Genomic DNA, 21,298 nt, shown 5'->3' on the forward strand with positions numbered 1-21,298 from the left:
AGCTTTCGGCGAAAAGCGGTGCGGGTTCAAGCAGGCGCGAGGGCCTCAGCCCTTCTTGTTGGCGTCCTGGCCATCCTTCTTGCCTTCGCCGTCGAGCGTCTTGAGCGCGGCGTCGATCTCGCCCTTGTCGATCAGCACGATCAGGGTGGCTGCAACGCTCGCAATGCCGCGCCCGTGCGGCTGATAGGCCAAGGGCGCCAGCAGCGCGCGCGCCGCCTTCTTGTCGCCATCGCGCAGATACATCGTCGCGACGTTGAAGCGCAGGCTGTCATCCTGCGGGCACAGCTCGAACGCGCGCCGCAGGCCGAGCTTGGCATTTTCGGTCGGCGGCGTGTCGCTCTCGGCGAAGCTGCGATAATAGAGAATCAGCGGCTCGGGATCGTCGGGATCGATCTTGTTGCCGGTCGCGATGATCTTGCGGATGCCCTTCCAGGTCTCGGGGCTCTCGTCGCCCGCCTTCTCGGCGACCGCCATCCGCGCCATGGCCTTGTAGACATGGCCGTCGACTGCCTTGGGATCGGCATTTAACGCGCGATCGGCGGCAGCCTCGGCCGCGGCATAATCCTTTGCGTCGAATGCGGCCTCGGCGAGCACGAGTTGCGCAGCGGCGTCGTCGGGAAAGCCGGCCGCCGCCTTTTTGGCGCGCGCGTAGACGCCGGGCGCAGTCTTTTCGTTGACGCCGACCTTCGAGCGGATGCGCACGTCCATCGTCGCGGCTTCGCCTGGCGTGAGCTTGCGCAGCGTGACGCCGCCGGCCTTGATCTTGTCCGGCGGCAGCTTGAGCGCCAGCAGCTTGCCGGTCTTGTAGCGCTCGAGCTCCTTGTCGAGCTTGGCGAGATCGCCGAACGCGCTTGCCGCTTCCATCGCCGGCTTGCCGTCGTTGATCGCGCCCAGATAGGCCTCGAGCTGGCCCTTCCGCTGGCCGGAGAACAGCAGATAGTGCGACAGCAGCCAACCGCGCCCGTACAGCCCGTCGCGCTGCTGGTCGTCGAGCTTGAGTGTATCGGCGACGAGCAGCTTCTGGATCGGCAGGGCATTGCCGCTCATCAGGCCATAGGCGCGATATTGCGGTGGCCGCCCGATATCGACGGCCCCATCGTCATAGAATTTCGCTGTAGCCAGCGTTTCGGCCCAGCCCTCGATATACCAGGCCGGATAGACTGCGTCGGGGCTGAAGCTCCACATCAGATGGTGAGCATATTCGTGGAGCAGGATGGCCTGTGCGCTCAGGTCGTTCTCGCTGTCGCCGGCGCTGCGCGGCACGATCGCGAGCGATCCGCCGGCGCGGGGAACGTAAAAGCCCGCCACGCCCTGGTCCGAGGCCAGTTTGGCGACGTCGTCCTGGTCGTCGACCATATAGACGGTGACGCGATTGGCCTTGCCGATCGGCTCGTCTTCCTTGCTCCGCAGCCAACGCATCGTCGCGTCGAAGCGCTCGAGCTTGCTGGAAAAGGCCTGAAGCTTGGCCGGAGCAAGTTCCGAATAGACGACGAAATGCGCGGAGCTCGCCTCGTACCAATCGGCATGGGCAAGCGAAGGCAGAAGCAGTAAGGCTGCCGTCAAGACTATACGAAGCACCGTGAATCCCCCTCGATTCACCGCGAGCTTATGGAGGCGTGCGCGTCCCTGCAACTATGCGGTGGCGAGTCAGGCCCCGTCGGGCGCGCCCTTGTCTTCTTCGCCACCGATCGCTTCTTCGGCAGCCTTGGCGTTGCCCGCATCGATCAGCGCAATCAGCTGCGCCGCGCGCTCGGCGATCGCGCCGCCATGCGGATTGTAGACCAAAGGCGCAAGGATCGTCCGCGCCGTCTCCTTGTCGCCCTCATGCAGATAGACGCGCGCGGTATTGAGGCGCAGCGCGGAGTCGAAGGGGGCGAGTTCGAACGCGTGCTTCAACCCTTGCCGGGCGAGCGGCGTCGGCGCCTCGCCTGCTTCGGTGAAGCTGCGGAAATAGAGGATCAGCGCGCGCGGATCGTCGGGATCGAGCTTGTTGGCGCGGGTCGCGATCTTGCGAATCTCCAGCCAGGTTGCCGGGCTGCGGTCCTTGGCCGCGCGCGCCAGCGCCATCCGCGCCATCGCCTTATAGAGATAGGCGTCGGCCAGCTCGGGATCGGCGGCGATCGCCCGGTCGGCCGCGGCTTGAGCCGCAGAAGGGTCGCGGGCGTAATAGGCTGCCTCGGCAAGCGTCTCCTGTGCCCTGGCATCGGCAGGATAGGGCGCCGCGGCCTTTTGCGCATCGGCGAAGACGTGGACCTGGTCACGACCGCGCTTCGATCGGATGCGGACCTCCATCGTCGCCGCTTCGCCGGGGGTGAGATCGCGCAAGGTCACTTCGACCTTTGCGAAATCGGGCGAGGCAATCGAATAGGCCGGGAATTTGGTCAGCTTGTAGCGTTCGAGCTCGCGGTCGAGCGCGGTCAGGTCGCCGAATGCCGCCGCCGCTTCCTGGGAGGATTTGCCGGCGTTGAGCGCGTCGATATAGGCGGCGAGCTGGCCTTTGCGCTGGCCGCTTACCTGCAGATAATGCAGCAGCAGCCAGCCGCGCGCATAGAGGCCGGAACGCTCCTCCGGACCGAGCTTGCGCGTATCGGCGGTCAGCATCCGGGCGACGGGGAGCGCGTTGCCATGCATCAGCGTGCGCGCGCGATATTGCGGCGGCCGGCCGATCACCACGGCGCCGTCCTCGGTGAACTCGGTGGTCGCGTAAAGCTCCGCAAAGCCTTCGACGAACCAGCTCGGCAGCACGCCGTGTGACGAGACCGACCAGGTCAGATGATGAGTATATTCGTGCAGCAGGATCGCCTGCGCATCGAGATCGGTCTCCATGCCGGCGCCCGACGTGCGCGGCACGAAGGCCACCGATCCCCCGGCGCGGGGAATATAGAAGCCCGCCACATTCTGGCTGCCCGACAATGTCCGGATGGCGCCCCGGCTGGGCAGCACATAGACAGTGACGCGACCGGCCTTGCCGACGGGATCGTCCGTCCAGCCGCGGGTCTTGCGCACCGCCATATCGAACCGTTCGAGATTGGCGGCATAGTCGCGCAGGCGCTCGGGCTTGTCCTGCGAATAGACGACGAAATGGCGCGTGCTCGCCTCGTGCCAGTCGGCACGCGCGGCGAGAGGCGCCAACAAGGCCAATGCCGCCACGATCGATTGGAACCCCATGCGCTTCCCCTTCCAGCATCGAACGCTAGCGGCGCTATGTTACCGATAATTGGCTGGATGCGATCACACGAAACTATAGGGATCGACGTCGACTGCCACGCGGACCTTGGCACTCCATTCGAGCCCGCCCAGCCATTCGCGGATTACATCCTGCACGTCGAAGGCACGGCGGGCATGGACCAGCAGGCGGAAACGGTGGCGGCCGCGCAGCATCGCCAGCGGCGCGGGGGCGGGGCCATAGACGTGCATCTCGTCGAGCTTGGGTGCCGATCGCCCGATCATCCGCGCGGTGACTTCGCCAGCCGCCTTGTCCTCGCTCGACACGATGATCGCGGCGTAGCGGCCGAAGGGCGGCGCCTCGGCCTCGCGCCGCGCCTCGGTTTCGGCGGCGTAGAAAGCCGCGGCATCGCCCGAGATCAGCGCCTGCATCACCTGCGCCTCGGGCGCATGCGTCTGGATATAGACCGTGCCGGGCTTCTCGCCGCGGCCGGCGCGGCCCGAGACCTGCATGATCTGCTGGAAGGTGCGCTCCGAGGCGCGTAGGTCGCCGCCATCCAACCCGAGATCGGCATCGACCACGCCGACCACGGTCAAGTTGGGGAAGTGATAGCCCTTGGTCACCAGCTGGGTGCCGACGACGATGTCGATATCCCCATGTTCCATCCGCGCGACGAACTCGGCGGCCTTGGCGGGCGACCACAGCGTGTCCGACGTGACGATCGCCGTGCGCGCATTGGGCCACAGCGCGGCGACTTCGTCGGCGATCCGCTCGACCCCGGGACCGCAGGCGACGAGGCTGTCGGGCTCCTCGCATTCGGGGCAGATTTCCGGCGTCGGCACGGTGTGCCCGCAATGGTGGCACGACAGCCGCCGGATCAGCCGGTGCTCGACCATCCAGGCAGTGCAATTGGGGCATTGGAAACGGTGGCCGCAATGCCGGCACAAGGTGAGCGGGGCATAGCCGCGGCGATTGAGGAACAGCAGCGACTGCTCGCCGCGTTCCAGCGCGGCGTCGATCGCGAGGACGAGCCGGGGACTGAGCCAGCGACCGCGCTTGGGCGGCTCCTTGATCAGGTCGATCGGCTCGATTTCGGGAAGCTCCGCGACGCCGTAGCGCCCGGGCAGCTTGAGCTCGGCATAACGGCCGAGCTCGACCTGGTGGCGCGTCTCGATCGCGGGGGTCGCCGAGGCGAGAATCACCGGGCATTGTGCAAAGCGCCCGCGCATCACCGCGACGTCGCGCGCGTGATAATGGACGCCTTCCTCCTGCTTGAAGCTGGTCTCGTGCGCCTCGTCGACGACGACCAGCCCGAGATTGGGATAGGGCAGGAACAATGCCGAGCGCGCGCCCACCGTCACCATCGCCTCGCCGCGCGCGATCGCGCGCCAGGCACGGCGCCGCTGCGACGTGCGCAGGCCCGAATGCCAGGCGATCGGCTCGCAGCCGAAGCGCTTGGCAAAGCGCGTGAGGAAGGGCTCGGTCAGCGCGATCTCGGGCAGGAGGACCAATGTCTGCCGGCCCGCTTGCAGCGCGGCGGCGACCGCCTCGAAATAGACCTCGGTTTTTCCGGATCCGGTGACGCCATCCAGCAGGAAGGGCTGGAACGCCGCGGCATCGACGGCGTCGCGCAGGATTTTCGCAGCGCCCGCCTGTTCGCCGCTGAGTTCGGGCGGGGCGAAGCCTGGATCCGGGAGCGGATAGGGCGAGTCGGTATCGATCACCACCGGCTCGATCGCGCCGACCTTGACCAGCCCGCGGATCACCGCGTCGGACACGTCGGCGATCGTCGCCAGCTCGCGGACCAGCCCCTGGCGGTCGCCGATCCGTTCGAGCGCCTGTTCGCGCTGCGGAGTGAGGCGGCCGGGGACTTCGCCGGTGGCCCGATATTCGACGATCGTCGGCGCGCGCTCGAGCGCGGCGCTCGAGCGCACCGTCATGGCGAGCACGGCGGAGAGCGGCGCCAGATAATAATTCGCGGTCCACTCGACGAGGCGGCGGACCAATTCGGGAACCAGCGGCGCATCGACGACGGCGAGCAGGTTGCGCAGGCGATTGTCGCCGATCTCCTCGGTGGGCAACCGCTCGGGCTCCCACACGACGCCGACATATTGGCGCGGGCCGATGGGGACGATGACAATCGACCCCGGCTCGACGTGCATGCCCTGCGGCACGCGATAATCGAGAGGGCCCAAAGCAGGGTGGAGGACGAGGATGCGGGCGCGCATGGCGCCTCATATGGGGATTTCGGCGCGAACGGGAATCCCGTATCGCATCGGGCTCCAAGGAGATTGATCTCGATGCTGTTTGCCGCGCTGCTGCTCGCTCAGGCCGTCCCGGCCGCCCAGACCACTGCCTGCAAGGCAAAGGATGCCGCGTTGCCCGCCGCGCTGCTCGGCTGGACGACGCCGCAGGATCAGATCGAGCCGGGCAAGGCCGCGCTGGTCGATACCGTCGACGCAGCGACACTCAAGGATCTTCCGGCCGGCACCAAGCCCGGCAAGGCGGCGAGCATCGCATTCCATGTCGCGGCGGCCGGGACCTATGGCATCGCGCTCGACCAGCCCGGCTGGATCGACGTCACGCCCGGCGCGCGCGGCGGCACGCCGCTCAAGTCGGTCGCGCATGGCCATGGGCCCGATTGCGCGTCGATCCGCAAGATCGTCCGATTCGAACTGGTGCCGGGCGACTATCGGTTGGCAGTGACCGGGCTCGCCCAGCCCAAGGCGAAAGTCATGCTGATCCGCGACTGAACTTAGCCACAGACTGAAAGCTGCCTAGCGGCTTCCGTTCCACTTCAGGGCGTTCACTCCGCTTGCGTACAATTCCGAAGCCGCTCAACCGAACCCGTCTTACGATTGCCGTTTTTGCAAGTCTGGCCAGCGATTTCGGGAAAACGCAGTCGGGAACAGATTTTGGGAATGCGGCGCTTCAGCGGTGACGACACCACCCTCACGCTTTGCATGCCCGCTCGACCTTCGTTTGTGGGTAGTCTCGAAGGCGGCACCGCGTCCACCGACAAGGCCGTCGACCTTTGCCCGACGCAACTCTGAGGGTGGCGATCGTTTTACCCTGAGCAAATCGGAGGTACTGCATGAGATTGATCGCGATTGAAGAGCACATCCTTCCCTCTGCAGTGCGCAAGGCATGGGCAGCGGCGCCTGAGCCGCACGATCCGGTGTCAGCCGCTGCCGATGGCGGCGAGAACGGCGTACGTCTGGCGGATTTGGAAGCGGGGCGCCTGGCACTGATGGACGAGCAAGGCGTCGATGTTCAGGTTCTTTCCCTGACGACGCCTGGCCTGCACAACTTAACGCCGGACACGGCCGTGGACATGGCGTGCCGTGTCAACGACCTGATCGCGCGGACCTGTGCCCGACATCCTGATCGGTTTCAGGGCTTCGCGGCGCTGCCGACCCCCGACCCCGACGCTGCGCCGCGCGAATTGGAACGTGCTGTGCGGGAACTGGGCCTTAAAGGTGCATTGGTATGCGGGCGCACACGCGAGCGCCATCTGGATCATCCGTCGCTGCGACCGATGCTGGCGAAGGCGGAGGAACTGCGCGCTCCCATCTTTATCCATCCGCAAACGCCGCTCGCGGCGGTGCGCGCGGCGAACTACGCTGGAATCGGCGAAACCGCCGATCTCGCGCTCGCCGCTTTTGGCCTCGGATGGCATTATGAAGCAGGGCTGCAATGGGTCCGCCTCGCGGCAGCCGGCGTATTTGATGAGTTGCCAGACCTGCAAATCATCCTTGGCCATTGGGGCGAAGTGGTGCTGTTCTATCTGGAGCGCATGACACCCGTGTTCGAGCGTACCCTGGACCTGCGCCGATCCTTCACGGACTACGCCCGGAACAACCTGTACGTGACCGGCAGCGGCATGTGGAGCGAGACCTACCTTCAGCGCTGCCTTGAGATTGTCGGCCCCGAGCGCCTGCTGTTCTCGACTGACTTTCCCTACCAGTACAGGCCGGGGGGCGCCCCGCGACGTTTCGTGGAAGACGTGTCGCTCGACGATGCTGTGCGAGCAGGCTTCGCCCATGGCAATTGGGAGCGCCTAACCGGGCAGACAGATTAATGTTGCTTTCGCGAAACTCGATCCCTTTCCGGAAAAGACGGCGATGTAAGGTGGCGGCAGTTAGCGTCATCGGCCCGCCGAAACCTGCCTGTCGCCTTTCCACCCAAAGTCGGTCGTGCGGCCCCTGTTCCGAAAGAGGGCGTTTCAGATCATGGCTAGAGCGTGATCGCCAGCGCCATGGTCAGCGCGTGGTCCATCTTGTCGCGGCCGCCGTCTCGGCCGAAGCGATACTGGTTGAGATAGCCGATATCGGTGGTGACATGTTGCGACAGCGGGACGCTGAGCCCGATCGCGTTGCGCGTCCGCTCATAGCCACTGCGCTGGCCCCAACCGGTGTCGTTGAAGTTGAAGAAATCCTCATGCGAGACGAACAGGCTGGGCCCTTTGGCGGCGAGCGGCAGCGCGTAGCGCAGTTGCGGGCGGATACGCACGCCGACCGGACCGCCGCGGCTGTTGAAGCGCTGCTCCAGCCGCAGCCGGGTCATCACGCCGCCGCCCAGCGTGAACACGACCTGCTGGCGCAGCCGCTCCTCGTTGGGCAGCACATCGCCATGGTCCCAATCCTCGACATGGCGATAGCCGATGCCGATCTCGACGCCCTTGGCGATGGCGCGGGTGAAGAGCGCGCCAAGCTCGGCATGGCTGAAGCCGCCCGCCGCGTCCCCAAATCGCCCGATCGATTCGAGCGTGACGCGGGTGTCCTTGGCAATCTGGGTCGATCCATTGGTCTGGAGCCAGAGTTGCCTGTCGGTTTGCTGCGCATGCGCGGCGACGGGGACGGCCAGCAAGGCCGCCGAAAGGACGAGGAAGCGCAACACGTCAGTCTCCAGGAGCGGGTGCCGTCGGGTACGTGCCGGCATGCCTTCGCATTATAGAAGCGCTGTCACAAGAATGTCATGTCGGGCGGGGTTGCGAATCGGAACATAGCGGGTACAATCTGCCCAGGGTCGCCGACAAGGGGAGAGGGAAGATGATTCTCGCCGCGCTCGCTTTGAGCTTCGCCACCCAGCAATGCCGCACCTATGACGTCGCGCTGCCGCGCCCCCTTGCGGGGTGGAACCGTGTCGGCAGGGGGCTCGATACCGGGCATGCCGTCATCGTCTCGGGCCGGCGCGGCACCGTGTCCGCCGCGGTCCGCATCCGAAAGGCGGGCAGCTTCGGCATTGCCGTCGATCGCGAGGGCTGGATCGACGTTGCGCCGGCGGGCGCCAGGCCGCTGCGCATGGCCTCGGAAGCGCGCGGGCCGCGCTGCTCGACGATCCGCAAGATCGTGCGTTACAATCTGCGTCCGGGGACTTATCGGGTGTCGGTGAATCGCCTGCGTGGCGATCGGGCGAGGCTGATGCTCGTCCGCTACTGATCCATTAGGGGCCCGACATGAAGTTCTTCGCCGACACCGCCGACACTGCCGACATCCGCGACCTGGCCGAGACCGGGCTGCTCGACGGCGTCACCACCAATCCCTCGCTGATCCACAAATCGGGCCGCGACTTCCTAGAAGTGGTCGCCGAGATTTGCGGGATCGTCGAGGGGCCGGTCTCGGCCGAGGTCGTCGCGCTCGATCATGCGACGATGATGCAGGAAGCCGAGATCCTGCGGAAGATCGCCGATAATGTCGCGGTCAAGGTGCCGCTGACCATCGACGGCCTCAAGACCTGCAAGGCGCTGACCGACGACGGCACGATGGTCAACGTCACCCTGTGCTTCTCGGCCAACCAGGCGCTGCTCGCTGCCAAGGCCGGCGCGACCTTCGTCTCGCCCTTCGTCGGCCGCCACGACGATATCGGCTTCGACGGGATGGACCTGATCGAAGACATCCGGCTGATCTACGACAATTATGATTTCGGCACCGAGATCCTGGTGGCGAGCGTGCGCCATCCGGTCCATGTCCTCCAGGCCGCCAAGATCGGTGCGGACGTGATGACCGCGCCGCCCGCAGTGATCCGCCAGCTCGTCAAGCACCCGCTCACCGACAAGGGCATCGAAGGCTTCCTCGCCGACTGGGCGAAGACGGGGCAGAAGATCGGCTGACGCTTAACGGCTGCACGATCAGGGGGTAGGGTGCCGGCGTGACCGACGCCCTGCCCCTTTTATATGCGCAGCATCTCGCGCGCGACCGGCGACGGTCGGTGCACACGATCCGCGCCTACGAGGCGACCGCGGTGCGGCTGATCGCATTCCTGCAGGGGCATTGGGGCGAGGCCGTCACGCGGGAGCGGCTGGCGGGATTGACGCCCGCCGATCTGCGCGCCTTCCTTGCCCATCGCCGCAACGACGGGCTCGGCAACGCCTCGGCCGCGCGCGAGCTTTCGGCGGTGCGGGGGTTCCTCAAATTCGCCGTGGGCGCCGAGGCCGAACTCCCGAGGCTGCGTGGGCCACGGGTCAAGAAGGGCCTGCCGCGCCCGATCGCGCCGCATGAGGCGGTGGCGCTGGCCGAGGCGGTGTCCGACGAGGCGCGCGAGCCGTGGATCGGGCTGCGCGACTGGGCGGTGCTGTTGCTGCTCTACGGCGCCGGCCTGCGCATCGGCGAGGCGGCCGGGCTCACCGGCGCGGTGCTGCCGCTCGGCGCGACGCTGCGCGTCACCGGCAAGCGCGACAAGACCCGGACCGTGCCGCTGCTCCCGCAGGTACGCGACGCGATCGAGGCCTATGCCCAGGCCTGCCCCTATGGCGTGTCGCGCGATGCGCCGCTGTTTCGCGGCGCCAAGGGTGGGCCGTTGCCGCCGGGAATGGTGCGCAAGGCGGTGCGCTCGGCGCGGGCGGCGCTGGGACTGTCGGAGCGGACGACGCCGCATGCGCTGCGTCACAGCTTCGCCACCCACCTGCTCGGTCGGGGCGCCGATCTGCGCGCGCTCCAGGAACTGCTCGGCCATGCCAGCCTGAGCTCGACCCAGGTCTATACCGCGGTCGACGCCGCGCATCTGCTCGACGTGTACCGCAACGCACATCCAAGAGCGTGAGTTCGCCGCGCTTTTACGCTACACTAGCGCAATGAGCACGAGCTTCACGGCCGACATCCAATCGATCCAGCGGATTCCAGAAGTCGAGGCGATCCTCGCCGAGGTCTGCCGGATCACCGGCATGGGCTTCGCGGCAGTCGCGCGGGTGACCACCGATCGCTGGGTGGCGTGCCAGCTACTCGACAGCATCGAGTTCGGACTCAACCCCGGCGACGAACTCGAGATCAAGACGACGATCTGCGACGAGATTCGGGCAAGCGGTCGCGGCGTCTTTATCGACCAGGTCAGCCAACAGCCTGAATGGCGCACGCATCACACGCCGACGCTCTATGGGTTCGAGAGCTATATCTCCTATCCGATCGTACGCGGCGACGGCAGTTTCTTCGGCACGCTATGTGCAATCGATCCCAAGCCGTGCGGGGTCCGGCTCGCCGGGATCGTGCCGCAGATCGAGGCATATGCCGAGCAGATCGCCCGCGCGCTCGACGCGCAAAAGGCGGCCGCCTAGCGCCCGGTGCGTGGCTTCCAGGTCAGTACGCGCCACAGATAGACCAGGCAGATCAGCACCAGGCAGATGGTGACGACCGGCGCGATCCAATGGTCGATCGTCTCGAAATTGGTGCCGAGCCAATAGCCGACGCCGACAAGCAGCGTATTCCACACCGCGCTGCCCGCGGTCGTGTAGAGCACGAAGCGCCAGAACGGCATGTGGAGCAGTCCCGCGGGAATAGAGATCACCGTGCGGCCCAGCGGCATGAAGCGAAACAGGAAGACGGTCACGCCGCCCCAGCGATCGAAGAAGCGGCGCAGCTTCTCGACGTCCTCCCATTCCATGGTGAGCCAGCGGCCGTGGCGGCGCACGAACGGCTCGAGCCGCTCATAGCCGAAACGCCGCCCGATCTCGAACCAGAACAGGTTGCCCACCGCACAGCCCAGCGTGCCCGCCAAGACGAGCAGGAGAAAGTCCATCTTGCCCTGGCCGGCGGCGATGCCGCCCACGCTCATGATCAGTTCGGAAGGGACGGGCGGGATGACATTTTCCAGCACCATCAGCAGGAAAATGCCGAAATATCCCCAATCGAGCCAATCGATCATCGCTTCAGGAAGCGCGATCGGCGACGCGGCGTTCGATCGCCTGCCAGATCATCGCACCGGTATCACTGCCGTTGAACGTGTCGATCGCGACGATCCCGGTGGGCGAAGTGACGTTGATCTCGGTCAGCCATTCGCCGCCGATCACGTCGATCCCGACGAACAGCAGCCCGCGCTTCTTGAGCTCGGGGCCGAGCAGCGCGCAGATTTCCTCTTCGCGCGCGGTCAGTTCGGTCTTCGCCGCGCTGCCGCCGACGGCCAGGTTCGAGCGGATCTCGCCTTCGCCCGGGATCCGGTTGATCGCGCCGGCGATCTCGCCGTCGACCAGCACGATGCGCTTGTCGCCCGCCGCGACCGAGGGGAGGAAGGCCTGCACCATATGCGGCTCGCGATAAGCGGTGTTGAACACTTCGATCAGCGAGGAGAGGTTGGCGCCGTCGCTGCCGACCTTGAAGATCGCCTTGCCGCCATTGCCGTGGAGCGGCTTGACGACGATCTCGCCATGCTGCGCGAGGAAGGCGCGCGCCTCGTCGAGGCTGCGGGTGACCAAGGTGGGCGGCATGAACTGCGGATAATCGAGGACGAAGATCTTTTCCGGCGCGTTGCGCACGCTGGCGGGATCGTTGACGACCAAGGTCCTGTCGGCGATCCGCTCGAGCAAATGCGTCGCGGTGATGTAGCCGAGATCGAAGGGCGGATCCTGGCGCATCAGCACGACATCGGCCTCGTCGCCGAGATCGAGGCTGACCGGATCGGCAAAGGCGAAGTGATTCCCGGGTACGCGCTGGACGGTGACCGGATGCGCCTTGGTCCAGACCCGGCCGGCCGAGTAATTGAGGTCCTCGGGACTGTAGTGAAACAGCGCATGCCCGCGCGCCTGCGCCGAAAGCATCAGCGCGAACGTCGAATCACCAGCGATGTTGATCGCATCGAGCGGGTCCATCTGCACGGCAATTTTGAGCGACATTCGGCCTCCTGAGCACGCCCTTAGGTGACTTATTGCACTAAGTCACCCCATCCAGGCGTTCTCGATATGGCGAGGCCTGCAGCCCGGAGCAATGAGGATCACGTCGACGCGGATATCATCGTTCGGCCCAGCATAGCGCGGCATCAGATATTCGGCCGCCGCGGCAACGCGTGAGAGCCGAAAGGCGTCGATCGCGAAGTCGAGTTCGGCGTCGGTGGCGCGGGTCTTCACCTCGACGAAGGCGACGAGGCTCCCCTTGCGCGCGATAAGATCGACTTCGCCGGCGGGAGTGCGCACCCGCCGATCAAGGATGCGCCAGCCCTTCAGCCGAAGCCACCATCCCGCCAGCCGTTCGCCGCGGCGGCCGATGGCTTCGGCGGCGCGGCGATCGCCAGTGGTTCTGGGACGGGCAGGGCGGCGCATGACGGCAATTTGCTCGGTTGCCAGTCGATCAACAAGGCGGAAGTGTTGCACGGCGGCTGCGTTGGCGCATCGTGCAGAGTTGATATAAAGAGTTCTTTATATGGACGGGAGGTGCGCATGCAGCCCGAACGAGCGACTTTCCTCGATCCCGATATCGCATGGCTCCAGCGCCTGCTGCCCGTCGCGCGTCGCATCTTTACCGACACCTTCGCTCGGCATTACGACGCTGCGGCGTTCGAGCGGTTCTGCAACTCGGTCTATCTCCCCGGAGGCTCGATGTCCCGGGACTTCGACGATCCCGCGATACGCTGGTACATTGCCACGGCGGACAATCAGCCGATCGGCTACGCCAAGCTGACGCCGCTGCGGGCGCCGGTCGAAAATCCTGCGCGTGACGCGCTGGAGCTGCAGCAACTCTATGTCCAGGGTGCGTGGCAGGGGCGGGGCGTCGCAGACGCCCTCATGCAATGGGCGTTGCAGACTGCGCGGACCCAGGGTGCGAGCGAAGTGTATCTGACCGTCTTCGATCATAACGTGCGGGCCAAGCAATTCTATGCGCGATACGCGTTCGAGGAAGTCGGCCGCTGCACCTTCCAGCTCGGCGATCGGATCGACGACGATCGGATCTGGCGCACGCGGCTGACGCGGTGACCGGCTGACGGGGGGCTCACCCCTTCATTTCCATCGCCCGGGCATAGAGCAGCTTGCGGTCGAGCCCGAATTTCTTGGCGACTTCGCCGGCGGCTTTCGAGACGGGCAGGCGGCTGAGCGCCTCGGCAAGGGCGGCGTCGGCATCCTCGGCGCTGGGCGGCGGGGCCTCGCCGGGCGGGCCGATGATGATCACGATCTCGCCCTTGGGCGGCGCCTCGGCATAGCGTTCGGCGAGCGCCGAGAGCGTGCCGGTGACGCATTCTTCGAAACGCTTGGTGATCTCGCGCGCAACCCCGGCTTCGCGGTCGCCGAGCCCGTCGGCCAACGCCGCCAGCGTCGCGGCGAGGCGCGGCCCGGATTCATAGAGGATCAGCGTCGCGCGGATCGCGGCGACTTCGGCGATCGCCTCGGCCCGGGCCTGGGCCTTGGGAGGCAGGAAGCCGAGGAAGAAGAAGCGATCGGTGGGCAGGCCCGCCAGCGTCAGCGCCGCGATTGCCGCGCAGGGACCGGGGATGGTGACCACCAGATGTCCGGCCGCGCGCGCGTCACGCACCAGCTTGTAGCCGGGGTCCGAGATCAGCGGCGTGCCGGCGTCGGAGACCAGCGCCACCGCTTCGGTGCCCATCCGCGCGACTAGGCCGGGGCGGACGCCATCGGCGCTGTGGTCGTGATAGGGGACCATTCGTCCCTTGGTGCCGAGGTGGCGGAACAGCCCCGCCGTCACGCGCGTGTCTTCCACCGCAACGATATCGGCGTTCATCAGTATTTCAGCCGCACGCGGGCTCAAGTCACCGAGATTGCCGATCGGCGTCGCGACGATGTAGAGGCCGGGGGCAAGTGAAGAGGTCATCGGGGAGAGTCATGGCAGACCGCACAGGGAAACCGCAACGGGGGCGTATGTTCATTCTTCGTCGAATCGCACTGGGTGCCACGTTATTTCTCGCCGCCTGTTCGACCGGCCCCCGCGTCATTCCCGAGGCCAATCGCCCTGCGCCGGCCGAAAAGCCGGTCGAGCGCCCGCCGGTGCGTCCGATCCAGCCGGGCCTGCCGCAGGACGTCGAGCGCCATCGCATCGCGCTGCTCGTGCCGCTTACTGGCGCCAATGCCGGCGTCGGCAAGTCGTTGCAGAACGCCACCCAGCTCGCGGTGCTCGACACGCGTAGCGATGCGCTGCGCATCACCAGCTACGACACCTCCGGTCCCGGCGGCGCTGCCGCCGCGGCGACTCAGGCGATCGCCGACGGCAACCGGTTGATCCTCGGCCCGCTGCTCGCCGAGGATGCCCGCGCCGTCGCCCCGATCGCGCGGCGCGCGCGCGTGCCGGTGCTCAGCTTCTCGAACGATGTCACCGCGGCGGGCGGCGGCACCTTCCTGCTCGGCTATTCACCGGTGCAATCGATCGAGCGCGTGGTCGATTATGCCAAGGCCAGCGGGATCACCGATTTCGCCGGGCTGATGCCGACCGGCGTCTATGGCGAGCGCGCAGCGACGGTATTCCTGCGCGCAGTCGAGGGTGCGGGCGGCAAGGTGCTGGCGCTCGAGACGTTCGACGGGCGCCCGGGATCGATGAGCGGGGCGATCGCCAAGCTCGGTCGCTCGCCCTATCAGGCCATCCTGATCGCGGGCAGCGCCGAAAGCGCAGTGCTTGCCGCGCCGATCATCCGCCGCACCGGCGGCAAGACGGCGCGGCTGCTCGGGCCCGATCTGTGGAACACCGACTCGGGGATTGGCAGCAAGGCGGTTCTCGCCGGTGCCTGGTTCGCCAGCGTGCCGGACAATTATTATCGCCAATACGCCACCAAATATCGCGCGCGCTTCGGGAACGCGCCGTATCGCCTGTCGACGCTTGGCTATGACGCGGTGTTGCTCACGGTGCGGATCGCGCGCGATTGGCGGCCGGGGGACGAGTTCCCGGCTTCGCGCCTGACCGATCGTGACGGGTTTTCCGGGCTCGACGGCGCCTTCCGTTTCGGCCGCGACGGCGTCGCCGAGCGTGCGCTGGAAGTGCAGGAAGTCAAAGGCGGAACGACGGTGACGGTTTCGCCGGCGCCGGCCAATTTCAACGGAAACCAGTAAGTCGATCGTCACCCCGGCAGGGTAGCCGGGGTGACGATCGACCTCAGGCGATCACCAGCTCGCGCAGTATCGCCTCCAGCACTGGCATGCCGGTGTCGGTGATGCGCAGCCGCCCGCCATCGCGGGCAGCGAGGCCCTGGCGTTCGAGCAGCGCGAGCGCGTCCCAGTCGAGCGGTGCCGTGCCGCCGGCGAGTGTCGCTACCCGCGCGAGGTCGATGCCTTCCGCCAGCCGCAATCCCATCAGCAGCGCCTCGACGCCGCGCTCGCTGGGCACCAGCGGATCCTCGCGCTCGATTCCATGCGCGTTGCGCGCGATCGCGGCCATCCAGTTTTCGGGCTTCTTGCGGCGGAAGGTCGCGCAGCCGCCGCGCCGGCCGTGCGCGCCCGGGCCGATCCCGGCATAATCGCCATAGCGCCAATAGGTGAGGTTGTGCCGGCTCTCGGCGCCGGGACGGGCGTGGTTGGAGATTTCATAGGCCGGGAGGCCCGCCGCGGCGGTGATCGTCCGCGTCGCCTCGAACAGGTCGGCGGCGGCATCGGGGTCATAAGCGGCGAGCTCGCCCTTCTCGAACAATGTCGCGAAGCGCGTGCCGGCTTCGATGGTCAGCTGATAGAGCGAGAGATGCTCGGTGCCGAAGCCGAGCGCGCGGTCGAGCTCGGCCTGCCAGTCGGCGAGGCTCTGGCCGGGACGCGCATAGATCAGGTCGAAGCTGACGCGATCGAACACCGATTGCGCGGTTGCGAGCGCGCGCAGCCCCTCTTCGACGCCATGCGCCCGGCCGAGGAAGCGCAGCGCGTCGTCGTCGAGCGCCTGCAGCCCCAGCGAGACGCGATTGACACCGGCGGCGGCGAGATCGGCGAAGCGCGCGGCCTCGACCGAAGAGGGATTGGCCTCCAGGGTGATCTCGATCCCGGGCTCGAAGCCCCAATGCTTTTCCGCTGCGGCGATTACCGCCGCGACGGTTTCGGGGGGCATCAGCGAGGGGGTGCCGCCGCCGAAGAAGATCGATCCCAGGCGTCGCCCCGGAAGCGCCGCCGCCTCATGCGCGAGGTCGGCGAGCATCGCCGCGCGCCACGCGGCCTGATCGACGCTCTCCCGGACATGGCTGTTGAAATCGCAATAGGGGCATTTCGACACGCAGAACGGCCAGTGGACGTAGAGCGCGAGCGGTGCGGCAAGGGCGGAGGATTCGGACACGGCGACGCATGTAGGCGCGGCGCCAGGATTATTCGAGCGGCGCGAAGGGGGCGGGCAGAGAGGGTTAGGCCGGACAGCGAGGGGGTTGAGGAGCTGCCCGGCCAAGTCCCGCAAAGTGCGACCCTCGGGGCTTGGCGTGCTTCTATGTTGTGCGGTGCCCGCCCGATATTCCGAGAAACGCCGCACCGGGACCGACCGGACCCGCGGCTTCGCATCTCGTTAGCCATGCCCAGATTGAAGAGGAGGGTGGAGCGGGTAGCGGGAATCGAACCCGCGTATTCAGCTTGGAAGGCTGCTGCACTACCATTGTGCTATACCCGCATCGCCTTGAACTTCCTCGCTAATCCGAGGGGTTCGGCAGGCGTTCCAGCATCCGTTTTGGTGGAATCCCACCATCACGGGCGCTGGTCGCGCGGACGGCTAGCTAGCGCGCCGAACCGGGCAGCGCAAGATCGTCATCGCCCGCAAAGGCATTTGTGCTCGGCGAGAAACAAATCGCGGGCGAGAGCATTGGGTTAGGAGGAAATAGGGACCTGCCGTGCGGCTGATCAGTGCAATCCTCGTCTTGGCAGCCTCAACGGTGATCGCGACGGGCATTGGCTATAAGACTGCGGAGGCGCGGCGTCCCGCGGTTCTGGATCACACCCGCGTGCGTTCCGCGGCGATCCTGCGCCAGGCCGAGAGCTTCCCCGATGGCGGCATCTTTCTGATCGGCGACAGCATCACCGAATTCGCCTATGTGCCCCTGCTGTGCGGCCGGCCCGTGCTCAACGCCGGGTTGGGCGGTAGTCGCGTGACCGAGTGGCAGGGGCTCGTTCCCAAGCTGCTGGCCGACGCCAAGCCCTCGCTCGTCATCTTCGCGCTGGGCGTCAACGACGCGCGGCGCACGACGCTTGCCAAGCCTGATGCCTGGCAGCGCGATTATGCCAGGCTGGTGGAGCAAGTGCACGGTGCGCGCGTCGCGATCATGGGCATCCAGCCGATCGAGCCCGACAAGCGGATCGGGCCCGGCTTCGATCCCGCACTGGTCGCGCAATTGAATGCAAAGGCGCAGGCCGTTGCGGGCGCGACGCACGCCGTGTTCATCGCGCCGCCCGCATCGCCACAGACCTCGGACGGCGTCCATCTGAACGAGGCGGGGCGGCGCGCATGGGTGCAGCGGCTCGCCGCCGCCTGCTGATCCGCGCCGCCCGCGATCCTCAAAAGGCGAAGGGCGCTCCGATCCGCCGCTCGGCCAGCACGAAGGCATCGGCAACGAGCTGGAACGGGCGGATGTCGACATCGCTTTCGCCGGCGGTGACCAGTTCGGCGAAGCGCGCATAGAGCCGGGGATATTCCTGGTCGGGGGCCTTCTGCTCCTCGCCGCCGGGAAGCTGGAGAATGCTGCCGCCCATCGACAGCCGCAGCCGGCCGGCATCGGTATCGACTTCGATGTCCCAGGTTTGCGGGCCGGTCTGGAGGAAGTCGAAGCTCGCCTCGACCGGCGCGGTGCCCGAGCGCATGCGCAGTTCCGCAACCAGGGGACCGGCGCGGCCTTCGGGAACTTCCATCCAGGCCGATTCGAGCAGCACCGCATCCGGCAGGATTGCCGTGGTGATCGACAGCGCATTGATGCCGGGGTCGAACACGCCGAAGCCACCCGGCGCCAGAATCCAGTCCTGCCCGGGATGCCAGCGGCGAATATCTTCCTTCCAGGTGATCCGCACTGCGTCGATCCGCTTGCCGCGCAGCCAGTCGCGCGCCGGCGCGACGCCCGCCGCCTCGCGCGAATGCCAGCTGGCGAACAGCGTCACGCCCTTGGCGCGCGCGCGATCGGCAAGCGCGGCGATTTCGCTGATCGTCGCGGCTGGCGGCTTTTCGAGCATCACATGCAGCCCGGCGTCGATCGCCGCGACTGCCTGGGCATAGCGACCCTCGGGCGGGGTGCAGAGCGAAATCGCGTCGAGATCATGCCCGCCGCCGATCAGCGAACCGATCTCGCGGTGCGCGATCACCCCGTCTACCGTGGCATGGCGACTCGCGGTGGCGACCAGTTCGAAGCGCTTGTCGGCGGCGAGCGCGGGGAGATGCTGGTCGCGCGCGATCTTGCCGATCCCGACCAGTCCGAGCCGGATGGCCCGTCCTGCCTGTTCCATGAAATATCCTCTTCGTTCTAGCTGGTTTGTCTGGATTCGACCTGTTCGATCAGCTCGAGCACGTCGCCGATCAGGGCGCGCATTGCGATGCGTGCGGCATCGGGATCGCGCGCGGCGATCGCGTCTCGGACCACGGTGTGGTCGATGACGTTGGCGGTGCGCCCCTTCAGGCGGTTGGTGAAGCGAATCGAAGTGTGCAGCGCGGTCGACACCATGTCGCGGAACTGGGCGTAGAAAGGGTTGCCCGACGCCTGCAGGATCGCGACGTGAAACGTGATGTCGGCATCGAGCGTATCGTCGTCGCCGCGTTCGGCCGCTTCCATCCGCGCCAGCCCCGCGGAGATCGCCGCAAGGTCCGCCTCGGTGGCGAAGCGCGCGGCGAGCGCCGCCGCCTCTGGCTCGATTGCGACGCGCAACTGGTTGAACTGGCGCAGCAAATCGATCGAGAATTGCCGCTCGAGCAGCCAGCGCAGCACATCAGTATCGAAGAGGTTCCACGAGGCCGCCGGCTGGACCATCGTACCCTGACGCGGGCGGGCGCTGAGCAGGCCCTTGGCGGTGAGCATCTTGACCGCCTCGCGAGTGACCGATCGGCTTACGCCATGCTGCTTGGCGAGTTCTGCCTCGGTGGGGAACGCCGCGTGCTCGTAATGGCCGGTGACGATCGCGCGTCCCAGGCTGTCGAGCATGCCATAGGTCAGGTTGCGCCCCAGCGACGGCCGCAATACCCCTTCGTTCCTTCCATCGCCCATCGTCATCCCCGGTCGCTCCACATGTTCCGACGATCGCCGACCCCGCGCCGTCATTGCGCGCGACCTTAGTCCGACGCGCGCGCTGGACAAGTCCAATAAATAAGATAAATCGCTTTGTACCGCGCGGAAACGGCGCGGCGGCACTGCGCCGTACAGGGGAGGAAGCCATGGGTCTGTCACAAATCGACCTGATCGTCGTCATCGTCTACGCCATCGGCATCTTCGGCTTGGCGCAATGGGTCAGCCGCGAAAAGGCAGGCCACGCCAAGGACACGTCGGACTATTTCCTCGCATCGAAGTCGCTGCCCTGGTGGGCGATCGGCGCGTCGCTGATCGCGGCGAACATCTCGGCCGAGCAGATCGTCGGCATGGCGGGCTCGGGCTACAAGATCGGCCTGGCGATCGCTTCTTACGAGTGGATGGCGGCGCTGACGCTCTTGATCGTCGGCAAATATTTTCTGCCGATCTTCCTCAAGAACGAGATCTACACGATGCCGCAGTTCCTCGAGCAGCGCTATGGCCGCGTGCTCCCGGTGCTGATGGCGGTGTTCTGGCTCGCGCTCTATGTGTTCGTGAACCTCACCTCGATCATCTGGCTCGGTTCGATCGCGGTCCACAAGGTGGCGGGTGTCGATCAGACTGCGGCGCTGATCGGCCTGGGCGGCTTCGCCTTGCTCTATCAGCTCTATGGCGGCCTCAAGGCGGTGGCGCTGACCGACATCGTCCAGGTGACGCTGCTGGTGATGGGCGGGCTGATCGTCTCGTATCTGACGCTCGATCAGATCGGCGGCGGGCAGGGCATCCTCGCGGGCTTCCATACCCTGGCGACCGCGCATCCCGAGAAGTTCGACATGATCCTGTCGCCTGACAATCCCTTCTACAAGGATCTGCCCGGCATCGCCGTGCTGATCGGCGGCATGTGGATCGCGAACCTCAGCTATTGGGGTTTCAATCAGTATATCATCCAGCGCGCGCTGGCCGCGAAGAACCTCGCCGAGGCGCAAAAGGGCATCACGCTCGCGGCGTACCTCAAGCTGCTGATGCCGGTGATCATCGTGTTGCCGGGCATCGCCGCCGTCATGCTCGCGCCGAATCTTGCGGTGGGCGACGAAGCCTATCCGACGATGCTCAAGCTGCTGCCGCCGGGTCTGCTCGGCCTCGTCTTCGCCGCGCTGGTCGCTGCGATCATCGCCTCGACTGCCTCCAAGATCAATTCGATCGGCACGATCTTCACCCTCGATCTCTATGCCAAGGCGCGCGGCATCAACACCCGCGGCGAGCAGGGCGAGGGCAAGACCGGGCAGGAGAAGCATCTGGTGCTGGTCGGGCGCATCGTTGCCGCGGTCGCCGTCGTGATCGCGATCCTCGCCGCCAAGCCGCTGATCGGCCAATCGGACCAGGCGTTCCAGTTCATCCAGGAATTCTCGGGCTTCTTCACGCCGGGCATCACCGTGATCTTCCTGCTCGGCCTGTTCTGGAAGCCGGCGACCGAAGCGGGCGCAATCGTCGCCGCGCTCACCTCGGTGCTGCTCTCGTTCCTGCTCAAGGCGTCGATCCCCGCGGCGTGGCTGCCCGATGCGGTCAACGCCTATCTGCTGCCCTTCATGAACCGGATGATGTTCGTGTTCCTGGTCAGCCTGTTCCTGGCGATGGCGGTGTCGCTGCTGGTGCGCGGCAAGGGCAACGCCAACCGCGTGACGATGGAAGGGGTGACTTTCCGCACGCCGATGGTGTTCAATGTGGCTGCGATCGGCGTCGTCCTGATCCTGATCGCGCTGTACGCAACCTGGTGGTGAG

General features: G+C 66.4%; 21 protein-coding genes and 1 tRNA gene. 10 read left to right on the top strand and 12 right to left on the bottom strand.

The features are described from left to right. Window positions 1-45: 45 nt before the first annotated feature. The 3 genes from AB2M62_RS00300 to AB2M62_RS00310 form a co-directional block, all read right to left on the bottom strand. Entirely contained in the window at window positions 46-1,578 is a 1,533-nt protein-coding gene (locus AB2M62_RS00300; RefSeq protein WP_404336812.1) for a tetratricopeptide repeat protein, read from the bottom strand. 69 nt (window positions 1,579-1,647) lie between these two features. After that, the gene (locus AB2M62_RS00305) at window positions 1,648-3,168 is read right to left on the bottom strand and encodes a hypothetical protein (RefSeq protein ID WP_404336814.1); all 1,521 of its coding nucleotides are present in this window, start codon (window positions 3,166-3,168) and stop codon (window positions 1,648-1,650) included. 63 nt (window positions 3,169-3,231) lie between these two features. Next, window positions 3,232-5,394: a primosomal protein N' gene (locus tag AB2M62_RS00310; protein ID WP_404336816.1), complete on the bottom strand. Its 2,163-nt coding sequence runs from the start codon at window positions 5,392-5,394 to the stop codon at window positions 3,232-3,234. Window positions 5,395-5,466: 72 nt separating this feature from the next. Between AB2M62_RS00310 and AB2M62_RS00315 the strand changes: the two genes are divergently transcribed. Beyond that, a complete protein-coding gene (locus tag AB2M62_RS00315; protein ID WP_404336818.1) occupies window positions 5,467-5,919 on the top strand; it encodes a hypothetical protein in 453 nt (150 codons plus the stop codon). Between the two features lie 341 nt (window positions 5,920-6,260). Further along, window positions 6,261-7,247, top strand: a complete 987-nt coding sequence (locus tag AB2M62_RS00320; protein ID WP_404336819.1) for an amidohydrolase family protein — start codon at window positions 6,261-6,263, stop codon at window positions 7,245-7,247. A 155-nt stretch (window positions 7,248-7,402) separates the two neighbouring features. On the opposite strand, the gene AB2M62_RS00325 is transcribed toward AB2M62_RS00320, so the two are convergent. Further along, window positions 7,403-8,065, bottom strand: coding sequence for a DUF2490 domain-containing protein (locus AB2M62_RS00325; RefSeq protein ID WP_404336820.1), 663 nt, complete (start codon window positions 8,063-8,065; stop codon window positions 7,403-7,405). Window positions 8,066-8,217: 152 nt separating this feature from the next. Here AB2M62_RS00325 and AB2M62_RS00330 point away from each other — a divergent pair, with 152 nt between their 5' ends. Genes AB2M62_RS00330 through AB2M62_RS00345 form a run of 4 tightly spaced genes read left to right on the top strand, consistent with a single transcriptional unit; the run spans window position 8,218 to window position 10,715 of the window. Further along, on the top strand, window positions 8,218-8,607 hold the full coding sequence (locus AB2M62_RS00330) for a hypothetical protein (protein ID WP_404336822.1): 390 nt from the start codon (window positions 8,218-8,220) through the stop codon (window positions 8,605-8,607). Between the two features lie 17 nt (window positions 8,608-8,624). Further along, window positions 8,625-9,278: a fructose-6-phosphate aldolase gene (gene fsa, locus AB2M62_RS00335; protein WP_404336824.1), complete on the top strand. Its 654-nt coding sequence runs from the start codon at window positions 8,625-8,627 to the stop codon at window positions 9,276-9,278. A 38-nt stretch (window positions 9,279-9,316) separates the two neighbouring features. After that, a complete protein-coding gene (locus tag AB2M62_RS00340; RefSeq protein WP_404336826.1) occupies window positions 9,317-10,207 on the top strand; it encodes a tyrosine recombinase XerC in 891 nt (296 codons plus the stop codon). A 31-nt stretch (window positions 10,208-10,238) separates the two neighbouring features. Then, the gene (locus tag AB2M62_RS00345; RefSeq protein ID WP_404336827.1) at window positions 10,239-10,715 is read left to right on the top strand and encodes a GAF domain-containing protein; all 477 of its coding nucleotides are present in this window, start codon (window positions 10,239-10,241) and stop codon (window positions 10,713-10,715) included. On the opposite strand, the gene AB2M62_RS00350 is transcribed toward AB2M62_RS00345, so the two are convergent. Genes AB2M62_RS00350 through AB2M62_RS00360 form a run of 3 tightly spaced genes read right to left on the bottom strand, consistent with a single transcriptional unit; the run spans window position 10,712 to window position 12,689 of the window. Beyond that, window positions 10,712-11,302: a DedA family protein gene (locus tag AB2M62_RS00350; protein WP_404336829.1), complete on the bottom strand. Its 591-nt coding sequence runs from the start codon at window positions 11,300-11,302 to the stop codon at window positions 10,712-10,714. The genes AB2M62_RS00345 and AB2M62_RS00350 overlap by 4 nt on opposite strands. Window positions 11,303-11,306: 4 nt before the next feature. Further along, window positions 11,307-12,266: a glutathione synthase gene (gene gshB / locus AB2M62_RS00355; protein WP_404336831.1), complete on the bottom strand. Its 960-nt coding sequence runs from the start codon at window positions 12,264-12,266 to the stop codon at window positions 11,307-11,309. A 42-nt stretch (window positions 12,267-12,308) separates the two neighbouring features. After that, window positions 12,309-12,689 carry a YraN family protein gene (locus AB2M62_RS00360; RefSeq protein WP_404336833.1) on the bottom strand — a complete coding sequence of 127 codons (381 nt, stop codon included), beginning with the start codon at window positions 12,687-12,689 and terminating at the stop codon, window positions 12,309-12,311. Window positions 12,690-12,806: 117 nt separating this feature from the next. On the opposite strand from AB2M62_RS00360, the gene AB2M62_RS00365 reads away from it, so the two are divergent. Continuing rightward, complete coding sequence (locus AB2M62_RS00365) at window positions 12,807-13,340, top strand: GNAT family N-acetyltransferase (RefSeq protein ID WP_404336835.1); 534 nt, start codon at window positions 12,807-12,809, stop codon at window positions 13,338-13,340. Window positions 13,341-13,356: 16 nt separating this feature from the next. On the opposite strand, the gene rsmI is transcribed toward AB2M62_RS00365, so the two are convergent. Beyond that, window positions 13,357-14,190, bottom strand: a complete 834-nt coding sequence (gene rsmI, locus AB2M62_RS00370) for a 16S rRNA (cytidine(1402)-2'-O)-methyltransferase (RefSeq protein ID WP_404336836.1) — start codon at window positions 14,188-14,190, stop codon at window positions 13,357-13,359. Between the two features lie 47 nt (window positions 14,191-14,237). Between rsmI and AB2M62_RS00375 the strand changes: the two genes are divergently transcribed. Further along, window positions 14,238-15,416 (top strand): penicillin-binding protein activator, encoded by a 1,179-nt coding sequence (locus AB2M62_RS00375; RefSeq protein ID WP_404336838.1) that lies wholly within the window; start codon window positions 14,238-14,240, stop codon window positions 15,414-15,416. A gap of 43 nt (window positions 15,417-15,459) precedes the next feature. Here the strand turns inward: AB2M62_RS00375 and hemW are convergent, their stop codons facing one another. Then, window positions 15,460-16,614: a radical SAM family heme chaperone HemW gene (gene hemW, locus AB2M62_RS00380; RefSeq protein ID WP_404336840.1), complete on the bottom strand. Its 1,155-nt coding sequence runs from the start codon at window positions 16,612-16,614 to the stop codon at window positions 15,460-15,462. A gap of 247 nt (window positions 16,615-16,861) precedes the next feature. Then, window positions 16,862-16,935, bottom strand: a tRNA-Gly gene (locus AB2M62_RS00385). 217 nt (window positions 16,936-17,152) lie between these two features. Between AB2M62_RS00385 and AB2M62_RS00390 the strand changes: the two genes are divergently transcribed. Then, window positions 17,153-17,794: an SGNH/GDSL hydrolase family protein gene (locus AB2M62_RS00390; RefSeq protein WP_404336842.1), complete on the top strand. Its 642-nt coding sequence runs from the start codon at window positions 17,153-17,155 to the stop codon at window positions 17,792-17,794. Between the two features lie 19 nt (window positions 17,795-17,813). Here AB2M62_RS00390 and AB2M62_RS00395 read toward each other — a convergent pair whose 3' ends face one another. Both AB2M62_RS00395 and AB2M62_RS00400 read right to left on the bottom strand, forming a co-directional pair. Next, window positions 17,814-18,749: a Gfo/Idh/MocA family protein gene (locus AB2M62_RS00395; RefSeq protein WP_404336844.1), complete on the bottom strand. Its 936-nt coding sequence runs from the start codon at window positions 18,747-18,749 to the stop codon at window positions 17,814-17,816. A 17-nt stretch (window positions 18,750-18,766) separates the two neighbouring features. After that, window positions 18,767-19,507: a FadR/GntR family transcriptional regulator gene (locus tag AB2M62_RS00400; RefSeq protein ID WP_404336846.1), complete on the bottom strand. Its 741-nt coding sequence runs from the start codon at window positions 19,505-19,507 to the stop codon at window positions 18,767-18,769. A gap of 161 nt (window positions 19,508-19,668) precedes the next feature. Between AB2M62_RS00400 and AB2M62_RS00405 the strand changes: the two genes are divergently transcribed. Further along, entirely contained in the window at window positions 19,669-21,297 is a 1,629-nt protein-coding gene (locus AB2M62_RS00405) for a sodium/sugar symporter (RefSeq protein ID WP_404336848.1), read from the top strand. Window position 21,298 lies beyond the last annotated feature (1 nt).

Origin of the sequence: Sphingomonas sp. MMS12-HWE2-04 (genome assembly GCF_044881185.1) — a bacterium.
Classification (GTDB): Bacteria; Pseudomonadota; Alphaproteobacteria; order Sphingomonadales; family Sphingomonadaceae; genus Sphingomonas.